The organism is Roseateles hydrophilus (assembly GCF_026712245.1).
Classification (GTDB): domain Bacteria; phylum Pseudomonadota; class Gammaproteobacteria; order Burkholderiales; family Burkholderiaceae_C; genus Pelomonas; species Pelomonas hydrophilus.
On the sequence record NZ_JAPPUY010000002.1, the window covers coordinates 130,193 to 146,645 of the forward strand.

Genomic DNA, 16,453 nt, shown 5'->3' on the forward strand with positions numbered 1-16,453 from the left:
GGGCCATGAACACACCACGCCTGCCCTTCCTCGACGGCCTGCGCGTCGCCGCCTTTGCGCTGTTGATCCCGTACCACGTCGGCATGTACTACGTGACCTGGGACTGGCACGTGAAGAGCGCCGCCACCAGCAGCACGCTGGAGCCCTTCATGCAGCTCAGCTCGCCGTGGCGGCTGTCGTTGCTGTTCCTCATCGCCGGCGCGGCCTGCCACGGCCTGTTCGCGAAGCACGGCGTGCTCGGCACGCTGAAGGACCGCTCGCGGCGCTTGCTGCTGCCGCTGTTGTTCGGCATGGTCGTCATCGTCACGCCGCAGGCCTACTTCGAGGTGCTGACGCAGGCGCCCGAGCTGCTGCCGGGCGACGGCGGCTATCTGGATTTCTGGGCGCGCTACGTGAAGGGCGGTGCGCTGTGCCGCGGCGACGACTGCTTGGACGTGCCGACCTGGAACCACCTGTGGTTCCTGCCCTACCTGTGGGTCTACGCGGTCGTGGGCGCCGCGCTCGCGTCGCTGAAGCTGAAGCCGCGGGCCATAGCGCTGCCCACCTGGGGCTGGCTGCTGGCGCCCGCAGTGCCGCTGGCGCTGCTGCGCGTGACCGTCATGTCGCACTGGCCCACCACGCACGACCTCGTGCACGACCTCTACAACCACCTGCAGTACGGCTTCGTGTTCGCCGTCGGCTGGGCCAGCCGTACGCCGCTGGCGCAAGGCCTGTGGCCGGCGGCGCTGCGGCTGCGCTGGGTGTCGCTCGCGACCTGGGCCGCGCTGCTGGCCTTCAATGCCCGCTATGCAGACGCGGCGCCGCCCGACGCCGTGCTGGTGGCCGCCCGCACGCTGCGCGGCGCGCTGACGTGGTGGGCCATCGTGGCCTGCTGTGGCTGGGCGCAGCGCGCCTTCCCGCGCGAGACGCCCTGGCTGCGCCAGGCCGCCGCGGCGGTGTTCTGCCTCTACATCCTGCACCAGAGCGTCATCGTGCTGCTGACGCAGGCCCTGAAGCCGCTGGCACTGCCCTGGGGCCTGGAGGCGCTGCTGCTGATCGTGCTGACCTTCGCGGTCTGCGCGCTGGCCTACCTGGGCGCGCGCCGCGTGCCGGGGCTGGCGTTGCTGCTGGGCATCCAGCGCCGGCCGCGGGTGGCCGGCCCGGTCGTCAGTTCGGCAGCAGCGGCGTGAACAGCGGCGCGGCCATGCGCACCGGCGTCACGTCCAGCCGCACCTTCAGCACCGTGTAGTCGTCGCCGCCCAGCGCGTTGCTGAACCAGCCGACCGTGCCCGGCCCCTTGTAGAGCCGGAACTCGAAGCCCAGCTCCGGCGCCAGGTCGCCCGGCCGCGGCCGCACGCGGTAGGCCAGGCCGCGCACCTCGGGCGAGCGCGTGTCCAGCAGGTGCGCCATGGCGGTGACGAGGGTGTTGTCGGCCAGGATGTCGAGGAAGTAGTGGTCGAACTGCAGCGCCGGCCGGTAGTCGGCGGCGGCGGGGTCGATCTTCTGGTCGCGCAGCTTGTGGGCGGCCGGCGTCGTGAGGCCGGTGGCGAGGTCGTGGCGGTCGCCGCGGTCCAGGTAGCTGAGCTGCGCGCCGCGCAGGTTGAAGGCCGGCAGGCGCGGGTCGCTCGTGGCCTCGGACAGATCCACCAGCACCGCACCGCGCGCGCCGATGATCTCGACCTGCCGGCCCTTGATGACGGCCGCGCTGTTCTCCTCGATGCCCAGCGCCAGCGTGTAGCCCAGCGCCCGCATCGCCGGCAGCAGGCGCCCGATGCGGCCGCGCTTGAGGAAATGCTGGTCGACGAAGAGGCCCGCGTCCACGAAGCCCAGGCCCTGGTCGTACTCGCGCTTCTCGCGCCACAGGCCCTTGAGGATCTGCAGGTTGTCCGGCGCATCGCGGAACATCACGCGGCTCATGATGGCTGCCCCCGCGCTGGTGCCGGCCACGACGCCGCCCTTGTCCACCACCTGGCGGATGGCCTTGAGCATCGCCGTCGGCTCGCCGCCGGGCTGCAGCGTGTCGACGATGTACTCCTGCGCGCCGCCGGAGAAGAACACGCCGGTGGACGCCGCCACCTTGGCGATCAGCGCCGGGTCGTTGAGGTGGGCCTGCCAGTCCACGTCCTTCTGCCGGGGTGTCACGGGAATGGCCTCGGCCTGCGCACCGCGGCGGTTCAGTGACGCGACGATCAGCCCCGCCGCGCGCTCGGGGTTGGCGGCGGCCGTGGCGAACACCGCGATGCGTGCGCCCGGGCCGCCCGCCTCGTCGACGACACGCTGCCAAACGGCGTCGTTGTCGCTCTTGGTGGCGCCGCCGATGACGATGGCCGTGCCGGCCTGCGCGGCGAGGTGGAGAAACAGGGCCGCCACGGCGGCCATTCGCAAAGAGATCAACGGGAGCAAGCGCGTCATGCCGCCATATTGGCAGCAGAACGGTTCAGGCCGCTGCCGGCGTGCGGATGCCCTCGCTCATGAAAACGCAGTCGCCCTGCGCAAACACCCGCACCTCGCCCGGCCGAAACGCCTGCCAGTCCTCGTCGTGCGTCAGCGGCTCGGTGGCCACGAGCGTCATGCGGTCGCGCGGGCCGTTCAGCAGCGCGAGGTCGAGGCTCAGGCCGCCGTCGCGCAGCTGCACCTGGCGGAACGGCGCCTGGCGTCGCAGCCAGTGCAGCCGGGTGGAGGCATGGGCCAGCATGGCGCGTCCGTCCGTCAGCAGCAGGTTGAAGCGCCCGTGCTCGGCCACTTCATGCAGCCAGGGCGCCAGCGTGGCGGCCAGCTCGGGCCAATCAGGCAGCCGGTGGCCGAAGCGCTGTTGCAGGCGCTGCATCAGCCAGCAGAAGGCGCGCTCGCTGTCGGTCTGGCCGGCGGGCGTGAAGCTGCCGTCCAGGTCGGGGTGGAAGTCCTGCAGGTCGCCGTTGTGGGCAAACACCCAGCTGCGGCCGGCCCAGTCGCGGCGGAAGGGGTGGCAGTTCTCCAGCGCACGCACGCCCTGCGTGGCCTTGCGGATGTGGGCCACGATATTGCGGGCCGGCACCGGATGGCGGCCGTAGTGCGAAGCCAGGGCCGATTCGGCGGCCGGCTGGTCCTCCACGATCACCTCGCAGTGCTCACCGGCATGGAAGGCCACGCCCCAGCCGTCGACATGGTCTGCCGTGCGGCCACCGCGCGCCGCAAAGCCGCTCAGCGAGAAGTGGGCGGCGGCGGCCAGGCGGCTGTTGAGGGCGAAGAGCTCACACATCGGCGGCGTCGGGGCAGTGCAGATGACAGATCAACGCAGCCAGTCTGATGCCGGATGACCGTTCTGCCCAGCCAACTTTCCGCATGAGCTCATGCGGCCGTGTTTTATTGCACGCACCGCGTTGCGCAGGGCCCGCAATCCCTAGTTCTGTGTGACGTTTGCTGCAGCCGACGCTGGTCGGTGATTCCTTCACAAACACATTCCGCAACATTTACGACAGCCGGCGAACCTGCTCTCCTACGCTTTATGGAAGTCCGCTGAGGGAAGGCGGGCAAGGAGTGCAGCCGTGTGGATGAGTGAGTTTGTGCAGCCGGGCCAGGCCCCGGGTCGTCGCGAGGAGCGCCGCCAGGCCGCCTCGCTCTCCAGCCAGTGGCTGGGCTTGGTGCTGGAGGAGCTGGACCACGGCGTCGTGCTGCTGAACGGCGCGGGCCGTGTGCTGCATGCCAACCTGGCCGCGCGGTCCACGCTGGACGACAACCACCCGCTGGAACTGGTCGGCCCGCATCTGCGCGCGCGGTTGCTGACCGACGCCGTGCCCTTCGCCGAGGCGTTGGAAGGTGCCGAGGCCGGCGGGCGCCGCTGCCTGCTGCGCTTGGGCGACGAGCGCGCCGAATGCGGGCGCGCCAACGTCGTGGTGGTGCCGCTGAATCGCGACGTCAGCCAGGCAGCCGTGCTGCTGATCCTGGAGCGCCGCCAGTTGTGCGGCGACCTGGCCGCGCAGTGGTTCGCGCTGCGCTACCAGCTGACGCCGGCAGAGACCGAGGTGCTCAAGGCGTTGTCCAACGGCGTCAAGCCCACCGAGGTGGCGCAGCGCCAGGGCGTGGCCATCTCCACGGTGCGCAGCCAGATCCAGAGCATCCGCGCCAAGAGCGGTGCTGACAGCATTGGCGACCTGATGCGCCAGCTGGCGCTGCTGCCGCCGCTGGTGTCGTCGCTACGGCCGCAAAAGCAGGTCAACTGATCTGGTGAACTAACATCCGCCGCGTCGCAGCGAGGCCTCTTGCCCGCTGCCACGCCCGGATGGCTGACCAACCTCTCGACAACGAACTCCTGTCCCTGCCCACCTCGCTGCGCCTGCTGGCGGCACGGGGCATCGCGCGCAGCTACCGCAAGGGTGTGGTGCTGATCGAGGAAGGCTCGGTGGGCGACAACCTCTACCTGATCCTGTCCGGCTCGCTGCGGGCCTACAGCAGCGATGCGCGCGGACGCGAGATCACCTACGGCATCTACGGCCCCGGCGAGTACGTCGGCGAGATGAGCCTGGACGGCGGGCCGCGCTCGGCCAGCGTCATCACCGAGGCTGGCAGCCGGCTGGTGATGGTCACGCGCGCCAGCCTGCTGACGCACATCAGCGAGCACCCCGAGTTTGCGTTCGAGCTGCTCACCAAGGTCATCCGCCGTGCGCGCGCGGCGACGCTGTCGACCAAGCAGCTGGCGCTCAACGACGTCTACGGCCGCCTGCGCGCGCTGGTGGACGAGATGACGCAGGACGGCCGCCATCTGGAGCTCACGCACCAGGGCATGGCGCAGCGCCTGGGCTGCTCGCGCGAGATGGTGTCCAAGCTCGTCAAGGACCTGGAGCTGGGCGGCTACCTGCGCCGCGTGGCGGCCGGCCAGTACGAGCGGCTGAAAAACCTGCCAGCGCGCTGGTGACGCCGCGCGGCCCTGTCAGCCCGCCTTGAGTGGCGGCGCGACGGGGAAGCGCTTGTCGGGCCGTGGCGCGCGCTCGTACAGGCCCGCCACCTTGGGCAGGTTGGCCTGGATGTCGCGGATGCGCGTTGCGTTGGCCGGGTGGGTGGACAGCCACTGCGGCGGCGCACCCTTGCTGGCGGCCATCATCTTTTCCCACAGCCGCACGGCCGCCGCCGGGTCATAGCCCGCGCGGGCAGACAGCTCGATGCCCACCAGGTCGGCCTCGCTCTCGTCCTCGCGGCCGAAGCGCAGGCTCAGCAACTGGCCGCCCAGACCGGCGGCGTAGCGGCCCAGGTCACCCAGGCCCAGCAGCGCCGAGCCCAGCTCGACGATGCCGTTGGTGACGACCGACTTGCCCACGCGTTCCCGCGCATGCTCGCGCAGCGCGTGCGCCACCTCGTGGCCCATGATGGCGGCGACCTCGTCGTCCTCCAGCTTGAGCTTTTCGAGGATGCCGTAATAGAACGCGATCTTGCCGCCCGGCATGCAGAAGGCGTTGAGTTGCGCGTCGCCCAGCAGGTTGACCTCCCACTTCCACTGACGCGCGCGCTCGTTCCATTCGTAGCTGTGCGGAATGATGCGCTGGGCGATGTAGCGCAGCCGCTGCACCTGCGGGTGGTTCATGGGTGCCAGGCCGCGCTGCTGGTTGGCCTGGGTCATCATCTGCGCGTACTGCTGGCCGCCGGCCTTCTCCAACTGCTCGGCCGAGACGAGGCCGGTGAACTTGCTCTTCTCGCCGACCTCCACGCCTTCGCGTGCCCAGGCCGGTGTGAGGGCGGCCGCACCCAGCAAACCAGTGAACAGCCGCCGCCCGCGTTGGCGGGGCGGCGCGCAGCGGCCGGCGGCGCAGTCGGCGCAGGCGCCGAACTGGCGTTGCGGCAGGTGGGGCAGTCGCAGGTCGTCGTGGACGATGAAGTCGTTGGCGTGCATGGCCGTCATTGTGCGGTGGCTGTATGGCAGCTGCCGTAGGACTGGCGACAATCCCGCCATGGATAGCCAGCATTTCCGCGCCGCCCTCGGCATGTTCGCCACCGGCGTGACCGTCATCACCGTGCGCTCGGCGGACGGCGGCCTCGTGGGGCTGACGGCCAATTCCTTCAACTCCGTGTCACTGGACCCGCCGCTGGTGCTGTGGAGCCTGGCGCGCCGCGCCGGCTCGCTGCCGACCTTCACGCACGGTTCGCACTACGCGATCAACATCCTCGCGGCCGACCAGAAGGAGCTGGCCCAGCGCTTCGCCACGCGCGACATCGACCGTTTCGCCGGTGTGGCCTGGCGCGAGGGCGCCGGCGGCGCGCCGGTGCTGGACGGCGCCGTGGCCACCTTTGAGTGCGCCAACCGCAGCCGTTACGAGGAGGGCGACCACGTCATCTTCGTCGGCGAGGTGGAGCGCTGCACCTCGCGGCCGGGGGCGCAGCCGCTGATCTTCCACGGCGGGCGCTACTTCACCGAGCTGCCGATCTGAGTCTGTCAGGCCACCAGCCGCCCGGCCGGCAAGGCCGAGGGCGCAGCGGCCAGCCGGGGCCAGCGCCAGGCCAGCAGTGCGGCCGTCAGGCCGGTCAGCGCCAGCCCCTGCATCCACAAGGGCACGATCTGCTCGGCCGCCAGGGTGTGGCAGATGCCGGCCAGCGTGAGAAAGGCGAAGCTGGGGGCCACGGCCGTCATGCTGGTGGGCGCGCGCAGCAGCGCCGGGCGTCGCGTCAGCATGAAGGCGGCCACCGGCAGCGCAGCGAGTGGCAGGCTCAGCAGCAGCTGGTTGCCGGCGGCCAAGCCCAGCGCGAACAGCAAGGCCGTGGTCAGCAGCCCGGCGACGACGAAGTCCCGCCATTGCAGCCGCGCGATCGCGATGTTGACCGCCCGGCCCTGCGGCATGCCCGGCAGCAGGCGCAGCAAGGCCTGCTCGCGGCGGCTGCCCCATAGCGTGTACGACAGCGTGAACGCCGTGCTGAAACCCGCGCTGGCGATGCCGATGCCCATGCCGAAGCTGCCATGTTTGAGCACCACACCCAGCTGGGCGCCCGTGCTTGCGAGCACCAGCGTGAACGCGATCAGCACCAGGGCCAGGATGGTGCCCATCGCCAGCGCGACCCGCAGCCAGTGCTGCTGGCCATGCAACACGATCTCGGCGCGCGCCATGACGCTGCGCAGGCAGGTGTTGTCGGCACGGGCCAGCACATGCTGCAACCAGGCCGACAGGATGCGCACATAGGGCCTGCCCAGCCACTCGAACGGGGCCCAGGAGTGGATGGCCGGCGCCTTGCCCTCCATCTGCATCTGCATGACGCGGCGCATCAGCATCAGCCTGGCATAGCGGGCCTGGTGCTTGGCGCTGCCGTCGGCGAAGGCCCGCATCACCAGCCAGGCCTGAAAGAGCAGGCACAGCGTCAGCACGCCGAAGGTCTGGGTCTCCCACAGCGTGGCGATCAGTTGCCGCAGCGGCGCCAGGTGTTGGCCGAAGGCCACGCTCAGCGGCGAGATCAGCATCATCATCAACCACAGCCACACCAGCCGGGTCGTCCACAGCAAAAAGGTCGCGAGGAAGCCGCTGCACAGCAGCAGGGGCAGCATCTGATGAATCGGTGCCAGCGCCCAGCCCAGCAGCGTGAACAGCAGGGTGCTGGTGGCCCAGCCAGCCAGCGCGGCACGCCTGAGCGTGCGCACATGGCCGGGCACCGTGCGCGCCGCCGTGGGCTGGTTCTGTTCCTGCAGGCTCATGGCCATCGCCATCCAGGTGCTCAGCACGATGACGACCAGGCAGCCCAGTGGCACGCGCCACGCCAGTGCGGTCGGCAGCCAGAGTGCGCCCCCCACGCAGATCAGCAGCATCAGCGCGGCGACCACGATGCGCCCCCAGCGCGACAGGAACTGCCCCTGGCGCCAAAAGGCCAGCAGCACTTGGGAATAGCGGGCCGTGGCGTTCATCAGGTCAGCTCCGCAAACAGGTCGTCCAGGTTCACAGGGTCCACCGCCACGCCGCCGGGCACGGCCTCGCCGGCCGGCAGCCGCGCCAGCACGCGCTCGCGGCCGGCCTCCAGCGGTGTGCGCTTGAGTGGCTGTGCGTTCAGGCGTGCCATCAGCGCGGCCATCTCGGTGACGCTGCCGGTGAAGGCGCACACCTGGTCCAGCAGCTCGTCCAGCGGCGCCTGCAGCGCGATGCGGCCCTGCGTGAGGAAGGCGACGTTGAAGGCCACGCGCTCCAGGTCGGACAGGATGTGGGTGGAGAACACGACGGTGGCGCCGCGGTCCAGCACCTCGCCCACCAGCTCGCGCAGGAAGTCGCGCCGGCCGGCGGGGTCCAGGCTGGCGACGGGCTCGTCCAGCACCAGCAGGTCGGGCTCGTGGGCCAGCGCGCGGATGATGGACAGGCGCTGCTTCTGGCCGCCGGAGAGCTTGCGAATGGGCTGTTCGGCGCGGATGTCCCAGCGCGACATCAGGCCTTCGACCTTGGCGTCGTTCCAGCGCGGGTAGAAGCTCTTGAAATAGGCCAGCAGCTGGGCCGGCGTGAAGCCCTCGAACAGGTCGCTGTGCTGCGGCACATAGCCGATGCGGGCGCGGGTGGCGTCGTCCAGATGCTGCACATCCTGGCCGAGGAGATGCACGCGCCCGGCATCGGGCTCGCGCAGACCCAGCAGGGTTTCCAGCAGCGTGGTCTTGCCGGCGCCGTTGCGGCCCAGCAGGCCCACCACCTGGCCGGGCAGCAGCTGCCAGTCCAGGCCGTTCAGCACGGCGGGGCCCTTGGGGTAGGCGAGCTGGATGCCCTTCAGCTCGGCGCTCGGGGAGTCGGTATGCGGGAAATGCGTCATGGGGCGCTTTCGTCGAGGATGGTCTTGAACAGCTGCAGGGCCTGGGCCTTGGACAGCTCCAGTTGCCGCGCCTCCGCGGCGGCCTTCTCCAGCGTCGGGCGCAGCAGCTCGACGCGGTCGGCGGTGGGTTGGGCCTTTTGATGCTGGGCGGCCACCACCATGGACAGGCCGCGGCGGCGCTCCAGCACGCCGTCGCTCTCCAGCAGCGAATAGGCCTTGGAGATGGTCATGGGGTGCACGGCCAGCGCCTGGGCCAGCTCGCGCACCGACGGGATCTCGTCGCCCGCCTTCAGCTGCCCGGCCGCCACGCGGCGCTTCACCTGCTCGATGAGCTGGCGGTAGATGGGCTCGGGCGAGCCGGTGTTGATGTGGACGAAGTGGGTGGGATCCATGTGTACTGCCAACGTGTACTAGTACGATAGTACACGTGGACACTGGGCGTCAAGCGCGCACACTCAGCGGAGTTGCGCAAAATGGCGCTTCCTCATTGCTACCGAAGCCACTGCCATGCGCCGCCTGCTGCTTGCCGCCCTCCTGTCCACCGCTGCTGCCGCCCAGGCCCAGGTGAAGGTCGACGACCCCTGGGTGCGCGCCACCGTGGCGCCGCAGAAGGCCACCGGCGCCTTCATGCAGCTGACCGCCGACAAGCCGATGAAGCTGGTGGCCGTCAGCTCGCCGCTGACCGGCATGGTCGAGATCCACGAGATGAAGATGGACGCTGGCGTCATGAAGATGCGCCAGGTCGAGGCCCTCGCACTGCCGGCCGGCCAGGCCGTGGCGCTGAAGCCGGGCAGCTACCACGTCATGCTGATGGGCCTGACGGCGCCGGTGAAGGCCGGCGACACCGTGCCGCTGACGCTGACGGTCGAGGGGGCGGACGGCAAGCGCACGGCCGTGGACGTCCAGGCCAAGGCGCGCTGAGGCAGCCCCGCCAGAAAACGCTCAAGTTCGCGGCACGCGGGTCGATCTGCACTGATCCTGTCGTCGGAAACCGCTGTGCTGCCTCCCGTCAACGCCACCGCCAGCGCCGCCCCAGCCGGGGTGGCTGCGTCGCCCGCGCCGGCACGCCTGGCCGAGCCGGACGCCGCCTCCGCTGTGGTAAACGTGTCGGCTGCCGGCACGCGGGCGGCGGCGTCGCAGGACACGGCCAAGGTCGCCACCGGCACCGTCCGCGTCAGCGCGGACGTGAACCGCGATGGCACGGTGTCGGACCAGGAGCACCAAACCGAGACCGCCCAGCTGGCGCTCAAGCGGGCCCAGATGGAAGGCGGCCCCAACCTGGAGCGGGCGCTGGAGGCCTACCAGGCGGTGGCGTCGCTGGCCGACGTGCAGCGCTGAGCCGGGCTCAGGCGCGTGCCGCGTTGGCGGCGATGCCGGCCGCCAGCGCCGGCCACAGCGGTTCGGGCAGGTCGTGGCCCCAGCCGGCAATGATGTCCAGCTGCGCACCGGCGATGCGCCGGGCCAGGTCGTGCGCGGCGGCCACCGGGATCAGCGGGTCATGCTTGCCATGCTGGATGAGCGTGGGCGTGGCGATGCGTCCCAGCCGGGCGGCGCGGTGACGGTCGGCCGCGATGGCCACCAGCTGGCGCACCACCGCCTGCGGCCGGAACGAGCGGCGCACGCTGTGCGCGATGCGCTCGCGCAGCGCCTGCGGCTCGGTCGGGTAGCCGGGGCTGCCGATCAGCCGGTACAGCGCGACGAAGTGATCCAGCACATGCTCAAGGCGCTGCTCCGGCGTGGCCGCAGGGCGCGGGCGTGACAGCAGCGCCCGGCGCACGCGCAGGCTCTCGGTGGGCAGGGCGCGGTCGCCGCTGGTGGTCATCATCAGCGTCAGGCTCTTGAGCCGCTCGCCATGCGAGAAGCCCAGGTGCTGCGCCACCATGCCGCCCATGGAGGCGCCGCACACATGGGCGCGGGTGATGCCCAGTGCGTCCAGCACGCCGACGGCGTCACGCGCGAGATCGGCCAGCTGGTAGGGCGCCTTGACCGGCAGGTGCAGCGTGTGCAGCAGCGCGGTCAGCGGCAGGTTGGGCGTGCCCAGCGCGTCGAAGGGCTGGGACAGGCCCACGTCGCGGTTGTCGAAGCGGATGACGCGAAAGCCGTGGCTCACCAGCGCGTCCACGAAGCCCTCGGGCCAAGCCACGAGCTGCATGCCCAGCCCCATGATGAGCAGCAGCGGCTCGCCGTCCGCCGGGCCGCGGAGGTCGACTTCGAGCCGGACGCCGTTGGCGCTGACCTGCATCAGTCGGGCGTCGTCAGCCCAGGTCGGCCTGGCGCTCGATGACGCGCGACACCAGGCCGTAGGCGATGGCTTCGTCGGTGCCCATCCAGAAGTCGCGCTCGATGTCCACGCGCACGCGCTCCAGCGGCTGGCCGGTTGCCGTGGCGATGGTGGCCGCGATGCGCTCGCGGGTGCGGATGATCTCCTTGGCCTGGATGGCGATGTCGCTGGCCTGGCCGCCGGCGCCGCCGGCCGGCTGGTGGATCATGAAGCGCGTGTTGGGCAGCGCCAGGCGGCGCTCCTTGGGCACGGCCAGGTAGATGTGCGTGCCGGCGCTGGCAACCCAGCCCGTGCCCACCACCGTGACCGGGGCGCGCACGAAGCGGATCATGTCGTGGATGGCATCGCCGCTCTCCACGTGGCCGCCGGGGCTGGAGATCAGCAGCGTGATGGGCGCGTCGGACTCCTGGCTCAGCGCCAGCAGGCGGCGGCAGGTGGCGTGGGCCATCTTGTCGTCGATCTCGCCAAAGATCATCACGTAGCGGCCCTTGAAGAGCAGCTGCTCTTCCATCTTCTCGGGGGCGGCGTCTTTCTTGGCAGCCTTGTCGTCGGCGGCGAGGGTGTGGTGGTGCATGGCAGTCCTTGTGTCAGGCCGCAACCATACAGGCTGTTGCGGCGGGGAAGCGATGTGGGGTCAGTCGGTGGCGTGCGGGGTCTTGTAGAACCACCGTCGCGCGCCCTTGGGTTCGAAGTGCTGCCACTGGCCTTCGGGCTGGGCCAGCCGGTCAGCCAGCGCGTACAGCGCCATCGGGTTGAAGCCCAGGCCGATGTGGCTGGCCTGCACCTCGATGTTCTCGGCCAGCGGCGAGGGCTCCATGACGCTGCAGCGCCAGGCGACAACGCCGTCGGTCTTGGAGTAGATGGATGTCGTGGGCACCGGCGGCGCCTCGCGGATGGCGTCCAGCAGCGTCGCGTCGTGGGCGGTGTGGCCGCTGACCATCTCGAAAAAGCGCCAGGCGTTCGTCGCCCGCGGGTGGCCGGTGAAGGGCGTGCCCAGCGTGACGACGCAGCGGGCCTGCGCCGGGCATTCCTTGGCCAGCTCGCGCGCATAGATGCCGCCCAGGCTCCAGCCCACCAGGCTGACCTTGCGGTGGTGGCGGCGCTGCAGGTCCTGCAGCCGGGCCTTGCACTGCTCCAGCACGCCGGTGCGCGGGCCGAAGTTGAAGCCCTGGCCCCAGGGCTGGGTGGCGTAGCCCAGCGCATCCAGCAGCGCGCGCAGCGGCGCGGTGCTGAGGTCGTTGGCGCCCAGGCCCGGGAACACCAGCACCGGGTGGCCGTCACCGCGCGGCAGCTTGCGCATCCAGGGCAGCGCGGCCAGCAGCGCGGCGTACTCCCAGGGCGCGCGGCCCTCCAGCATCAGCAGCCAGGCGTTGGGCGCGCGCAGGTCGTCGTGGTCGGCGGTGTCGGGCGTCGAGGAAGGCCGGCGCGGAATGCGCGGCGGGCGGGAGGCGGGCATGCGGAACGGGGAAACGGGCGAAGCCCCCGCATTGTCAGCCGGCGGCGGCCTTCTTGCGGGGCGTGCTTGCCCGGGCGCGCGGTGTCGCCGGGGTGACGCCGGGCTGACGGCGGGCCGGCTTGGCCGGCGCCTTGGCTGCAGGCTTGCGCGCCGTCGTCTTGCGGGCCGGTTTGTCCTCGGCCGCGGGCAGGGCCTGGAACTCCAGAAAGGCCGTCTCCACGTAGGCGGCCAGTTCGGCGGTCTCGGGGCAGGCGTGGCCGCAGGCCATCAGGCCCATGTCCAGCGACTGGTCGTAGGTCTGCACCGTCACGTTCAGCGCCAGGCCGTGCACGGCGATGGAGGCCGGGTAGTTGCTCAGCATGCGGGCGCCGGCCAGGTACAGCGGCACCTGCGGCCCCGGCACGTTGGAGAGCACGAGGTTGGCCACCACAGGCAGCTTTTCGGCCACGCGGGCGCGGCCGTAGAGCTGGGCGCCGGCCTGCATCAGCCACGGAATGCCCAGCGCCGGGAAGTCGGTGGGCATGAGCTGCTTGAGCGGCCCCAGCTGCGCCTTGGTGGCGTGGCTGGAGGCCAGCACATGGGCCAGCCGGTCCGCCGGGCGGGCGAGGTGGGTGCCCAGGCTCATGAGGCTCATGGTGGCCTGGGTGTTGGCGGTGGTGTCGCCCGCCGCACGCATGGACACCGGCACGGCGGCGATCAGCGGCTTGCGCGGCAGCGGGCCGTGCTTGGTCAGGAAGCGCCGCAGCGCGCCGCCGACGATGAACAGCACCGCGTCGTTGAGGCTGGCGCCATGCCGGCGGCGCGTGCGGTTCAGCTCGGCCAGCGGCAGCGACACCGTGGCGAAGGCCCGCGTGTCGGACAGGCTGACGTTGAAGCGCGTGCGGGGCGCCGAGCCCAGCTGCGCCAGGTCGGCGCGGCCGCGCAGCAGGGCGGCGGCCTGGCCGGTGGCGTCGGTCAGGCTGCGGCGCAGCGTGGTCAGCGTCGTGCCGGCCAGCGCGCTGCCGACGGCGCCGGCTGCCATCTGCCCCAGCACGCCGGCCGCGCCGGGCAGCTGGCGCACCAGCTTCAGGCTCTGGCTGAACTGCTGGCCGACGGCGGTGCGCAGCAGGCCCAGCTTGCCGGGGGCGTGGCGCTTGCGGCCGCGTGCGGCGAGCGCGCCGGGCGCGCGTGGTTCGGGGCTGGTGTCGAGCAGCACCTGCGCCAGCGCGACGGCGGCCTGGCCGTCCACCGCCGCATGGTGCAGCTGGGTGTAGAGGCCCACGCGCACCTCGCCGTCGTGGCCGGGCTCCAGCCCGGTGAACACATGGAACTTCCACAGCGGGCGGGCCCGGTCCAGCAGCTGCGTGTGCAGCTCGCCGACCTGCGCCTCCAGCTCGGCCAGGCCGCTGTGCGCGGGCAGCGCGATCTCGACGACGTGCATGTCCAGATCGGGCTCGGTCTCCACCCAGCCGGGGTTGGACAGGCCCAGCGGCATGGGCAGCAACTGGCGGCGCAGTGCGGGCAGCTGAGGCAGGCGGGCGCGCAGGTGGTCGCGCAGGTCCTGGGCGTAGTCGCCGTCGTAGCCGGCCGGCAGTTCCAGCAGGTGCAGCGCGCCCACGTGCATGGGCATCTGCGGCGTTTCCAGGTGCAGAAAGCTGGCATCAAGGCCGGCGAGCAGTTGCATGAGACCACCCCCTACGGCCTGACGGCCGCCCCCTCAAGGGGGCACTGCCGACGGCCCGGCAAAGCCGGTTCCGTGGCAGTCGCTTGAGGGGTCGGCCTGGCGGCCTCCGTTATTCCTCCGGTACGAAGATCCAGAGGAGGATGTAGAGCAGGATACCGCTGCCGGCGGCCAGGAACAGCGCGACGAAGATCAGGCGCCAGATCCACGACTCCACGCCCGTGGCGCGGGCGATGCCGCCGCAGATGCCGCCCAGCCAGCGGTCCATGCGGCTGCGGCGCAGCGCATTCATGGCCTGCACGGCCGGCGTGGGGGCGGTGCCGGTGCCGGGCTGGGCGTGGCCGCTCAGCACGCGGGCCTTGGCCTGGGCGAACTCGGCGTCGCTGAGCACGCCACGGGCGTGCAGGTCAGCCAGCTTGTTGAGTTCGTCGGCGTCGTTCATGGTGGGCTCCTTGGTGTTGATGGGGCGAAGCCTACCGGCTTGCCGCGCACGGGCCAGCGGCGTGCGACAGGCCGTCGAAACGGCGGCATGCACCCGGCGATTTCAGTGGATGGGCGGTGTGGTGGGCGTGATGTCCACGTACTCCCACCAGTTCTGGATGAACATCGGCCGGCGGTAGCCGCGCAGCTGCGGCTGCTCGATGTCGAGCAGGAAACGGTGGCCCTTGATCTTGTAGGGCATGTAGGCCACGCCGATGCTGCGCAGGCGCTGCAGCTTGGCCAGGCGCTCGGGGCCGTCGGGCATGCTGGCGATCTCGTCCACCAGCCGGTCGGCCTCGGGCAGGCTGAAGCGGGCGATGTTGTTGCCGCCCGCGTGCGTGCTGGAGAAGCGCGTGGCGGCGCTGTACGCGTCGGGCTGGGCCGACGAGTACGCCACCATCCACATCTGCAGCTTGCCGGCGCGGGCCGCCTTCAGCTGCTCGGGCCATTTGGCGGTGCGGAACGGGATGCACAGCCCGATGCGGCGCATGTCCTTGTCGAACAGCTCATCGATCTGGCGCTGGATGCCCTCGGGCGTGGTGCCCATCTCCAGCTTCAGCGGGCCGCCGTCGGGCGCGTCGCGGCAGCCGTCGCCGTCGCGGTCGCGGTAGCCGTAGAGGTCCAGCAGCGCCTTGGCGCGCGGCGGGTCGAAGTCGCCGTTCTCGCTCTTGAAGGCCGGGTCGTAGCCCAGCGTGTGCGGCGGGAAGTTGCCCTGCGCAGGAATGGCCTGGCCGCCGCGCACGAGGCGGATCTCGCGTTGCACGTCCATGCCCAGCGCGATGGCGCGGCGCAGCGCGATCTGCTGCGGCGCCAGGCCGCCGACGACCGGGTCTTCCATGTTGAAGAAGGCCAGGAAGACGTCGGAGCCCAGCGTGCGGTGCAGCTTCATGCCCTGCTTGGCGAGGTTGGGGGCGAGCTGGTTGTTGGGGGCCGCGATGCCGATGAAGGGCTCAGGCACGCGCTCCAGGAAGTCGTGCTCGCCGCGCACAAAGCTCAGCCAGCGCGGCTGGTCTTCCGTCAGGATGCTGATCTCCACGCGGTCGATCATGGGGATGCGCCGGCCCTTGAACCTGGTCAGCAAGGCCTGGCCCTCGGCGTCGTCCGGCGCGGGGTTGGCCTCGTAGACGCGCTCGCGGTAGGCGGGGCTCTTCTCCAGCACGATGAGGCTGCCGCGCCGCCATTGCTTGAGCACGAAGGGGCCGGTGCCCACGGGGCGGGCCATGGTCTGGTCGCCCGCGGCCTCGATGACCTCGCGGGCCACGGCGCCAAACAGGTCGGCGTTCGCGAGCTCCTGCAGGAAGCGCGGGTTGGGCTTGTCGAGCTGGAAGCGCAGCGTGTAGCGGTCCAGCTGCTGCAGGCCGGCGATGGGGGCGTCGTAGTCGAAGTCGCGCTTGCTCTTCAGCGCCGCATCGCGGGCGGCCTTCAGGCCGGTCACGCGCCAGCCTTCCACGGTGCTCCAGGCTGGCGAAGCGACCTTGGGGTCGGCGAAGCGCTTGTAGGTGTAGACGTAGTCGGCTGCGGTCAGCTCGCGCTTTTTGCCGCCGAAGGCCGGGTCGTCCTGGAAGTAGATGCCGGGCTGCACGCGCGCTGTCCACTGCGTGAAGTCGGCGTTGGAGGTTGGCAGCTCGGCAGCCGTCAGGGGCTTGAGCTGCACCGGCCGCGCCAGGTAGTCGTAGGTGACCAGCGACTCGAAGATGTGCGGCGTGACGGTGCGCGAGTACAGGTCCAGGATCTTGGCGGGGTCGAAGCCCGTCTCGGCCACGCGGAAGGCGTAGCGCAGCGTCTTGGGGCCGGTGGCGGACGGCGGCTCTGCCGCTTGTGCGCTACCGATCACCAGGCCCAGGGTCAGCAGCAGCGCACGCAT

At 71.0% G+C, this 16,453-nt stretch carries 18 protein-coding genes; 6 read left to right on the forward strand and 12 right to left on the reverse strand.

Features of this window, described 5'->3' with window-relative positions; translation table 11 throughout:
- Positions 1-5: 5 nt before the first annotated feature.
- On the forward strand, positions 6-1,169 hold the full coding sequence (locus NYO99_RS07805) for an acyltransferase family protein (RefSeq protein ID WP_268166593.1): 1,164 nt from the start codon (positions 6-8) through the stop codon (positions 1,167-1,169).
- Here the strand turns inward: NYO99_RS07805 and NYO99_RS07810 are convergent.
- Together NYO99_RS07810 and NYO99_RS07815 are read right to left on the reverse strand one after the other, a co-directional pair.
- Positions 1,147-2,391 carry a cyanophycinase gene (locus NYO99_RS07810; RefSeq protein ID WP_268166594.1) on the reverse strand — a complete coding sequence of 415 codons (1,245 nt, stop codon included), beginning with the start codon at positions 2,389-2,391 and terminating at the stop codon, positions 1,147-1,149. The two genes, NYO99_RS07805 and NYO99_RS07810, sit on opposite strands and share 23 nt — an antisense overlap.
- Before the next feature lie 25 nt (positions 2,392-2,416).
- A complete protein-coding gene (locus NYO99_RS07815; protein ID WP_268166595.1) occupies positions 2,417-3,217 on the reverse strand; it encodes a class II glutamine amidotransferase in 801 nt (266 codons plus the stop codon).
- Positions 3,218-3,509: 292 nt separating this feature from the next.
- Between NYO99_RS07815 and NYO99_RS07820 the strand changes: the two genes are divergently transcribed.
- Together NYO99_RS07820 and NYO99_RS07825 are read left to right on the forward strand one after the other, a co-directional pair.
- Positions 3,510-4,178, forward strand: a complete 669-nt coding sequence (locus tag NYO99_RS07820) for a helix-turn-helix transcriptional regulator (RefSeq protein ID WP_268166596.1) — start codon at positions 3,510-3,512, stop codon at positions 4,176-4,178.
- A gap of 59 nt (positions 4,179-4,237) precedes the next feature.
- Positions 4,238-4,870: a Crp/Fnr family transcriptional regulator gene (locus tag NYO99_RS07825; protein WP_268166597.1), complete on the forward strand. Its 633-nt coding sequence runs from the start codon at positions 4,238-4,240 to the stop codon at positions 4,868-4,870.
- A 15-nt stretch (positions 4,871-4,885) separates the two neighbouring features.
- On the opposite strand, the gene NYO99_RS07830 is transcribed toward NYO99_RS07825, so the two are convergent.
- The gene (locus tag NYO99_RS07830; RefSeq protein ID WP_268166598.1) at positions 4,886-5,839 is read right to left on the reverse strand and encodes a M48 family metallopeptidase; all 954 of its coding nucleotides are present in this window, start codon (positions 5,837-5,839) and stop codon (positions 4,886-4,888) included.
- Between the two features lie 58 nt (positions 5,840-5,897).
- Between NYO99_RS07830 and NYO99_RS07835 the strand changes: the two genes are divergently transcribed.
- A complete protein-coding gene (locus NYO99_RS07835) occupies positions 5,898-6,374 on the forward strand; it encodes a flavin reductase family protein (protein ID WP_268166599.1) in 477 nt (158 codons plus the stop codon).
- Positions 6,375-6,379: 5 nt separating this feature from the next.
- Here the strand turns inward: NYO99_RS07835 and NYO99_RS07840 are convergent, their stop codons facing one another.
- From NYO99_RS07840 to NYO99_RS07850, 3 genes are read right to left on the reverse strand one after another with little or no spacing between them, the layout of a single operon-like run.
- Complete coding sequence (locus NYO99_RS07840; protein ID WP_268166600.1) at positions 6,380-7,831, reverse strand: hypothetical protein; 1,452 nt, start codon at positions 7,829-7,831, stop codon at positions 6,380-6,382.
- The gene (locus tag NYO99_RS07845) at positions 7,831-8,712 is read right to left on the reverse strand and encodes an ABC transporter ATP-binding protein (RefSeq protein ID WP_268166601.1); all 882 of its coding nucleotides are present in this window, start codon (positions 8,710-8,712) and stop codon (positions 7,831-7,833) included. Before NYO99_RS07845 ends, NYO99_RS07840 begins: the two co-directional genes overlap by 1 nt.
- Positions 8,709-9,104, reverse strand: a complete 396-nt coding sequence (locus tag NYO99_RS07850; protein ID WP_268166602.1) for a GntR family transcriptional regulator — start codon at positions 9,102-9,104, stop codon at positions 8,709-8,711. The genes NYO99_RS07845 and NYO99_RS07850 overlap by 4 nt, the downstream gene beginning before the upstream one ends.
- 115 nt (positions 9,105-9,219) lie before the next feature.
- Between NYO99_RS07850 and NYO99_RS07855 the strand changes: the two genes are divergently transcribed.
- Positions 9,220-9,633, forward strand: coding sequence for a copper chaperone PCu(A)C (locus NYO99_RS07855; RefSeq protein WP_268166603.1), 414 nt, complete (start codon positions 9,220-9,222; stop codon positions 9,631-9,633).
- Between the two features lie 75 nt (positions 9,634-9,708).
- Entirely contained in the window at positions 9,709-10,050 is a 342-nt protein-coding gene (locus NYO99_RS07860) for a hypothetical protein (protein ID WP_268166604.1), read from the forward strand.
- 7 nt (positions 10,051-10,057) lie between these two features.
- On the opposite strand, the gene NYO99_RS07865 is transcribed toward NYO99_RS07860, so the two are convergent.
- The 6 genes from NYO99_RS07865 to NYO99_RS07890 all read right to left on the reverse strand — a co-directional run bounded on the left by NYO99_RS07865 (position 10,058) and on the right by NYO99_RS07890 (position 16,453).
- A complete protein-coding gene (locus tag NYO99_RS07865) occupies positions 10,058-10,954 on the reverse strand; it encodes an alpha/beta fold hydrolase (RefSeq protein WP_268166605.1) in 897 nt (298 codons plus the stop codon).
- 13 nt (positions 10,955-10,967) lie between these two features.
- Positions 10,968-11,567 carry an ATP-dependent Clp protease proteolytic subunit gene (locus tag NYO99_RS07870; protein ID WP_268166606.1) on the reverse strand — a complete coding sequence of 200 codons (600 nt, stop codon included), beginning with the start codon at positions 11,565-11,567 and terminating at the stop codon, positions 10,968-10,970.
- Between the two features lie 60 nt (positions 11,568-11,627).
- Complete coding sequence (locus tag NYO99_RS07875; RefSeq protein WP_422395481.1) at positions 11,628-12,449, reverse strand: esterase/lipase family protein; 822 nt, start codon at positions 12,447-12,449, stop codon at positions 11,628-11,630.
- Between the two features lie 34 nt (positions 12,450-12,483).
- Complete coding sequence (locus NYO99_RS07880) at positions 12,484-14,112, reverse strand: wax ester/triacylglycerol synthase family O-acyltransferase (protein ID WP_268166607.1); 1,629 nt, start codon at positions 14,110-14,112, stop codon at positions 12,484-12,486.
- Between the two features lie 109 nt (positions 14,113-14,221).
- Complete coding sequence (locus NYO99_RS07885) at positions 14,222-14,551, reverse strand: PspC domain-containing protein (protein ID WP_268166608.1); 330 nt, start codon at positions 14,549-14,551, stop codon at positions 14,222-14,224.
- 102 nt (positions 14,552-14,653) lie between these two features.
- Positions 14,654-16,453 (reverse strand): ABC transporter substrate-binding protein, encoded by a 1,800-nt coding sequence (locus tag NYO99_RS07890; RefSeq protein ID WP_268166609.1) that lies wholly within the window; start codon positions 16,451-16,453, stop codon positions 14,654-14,656.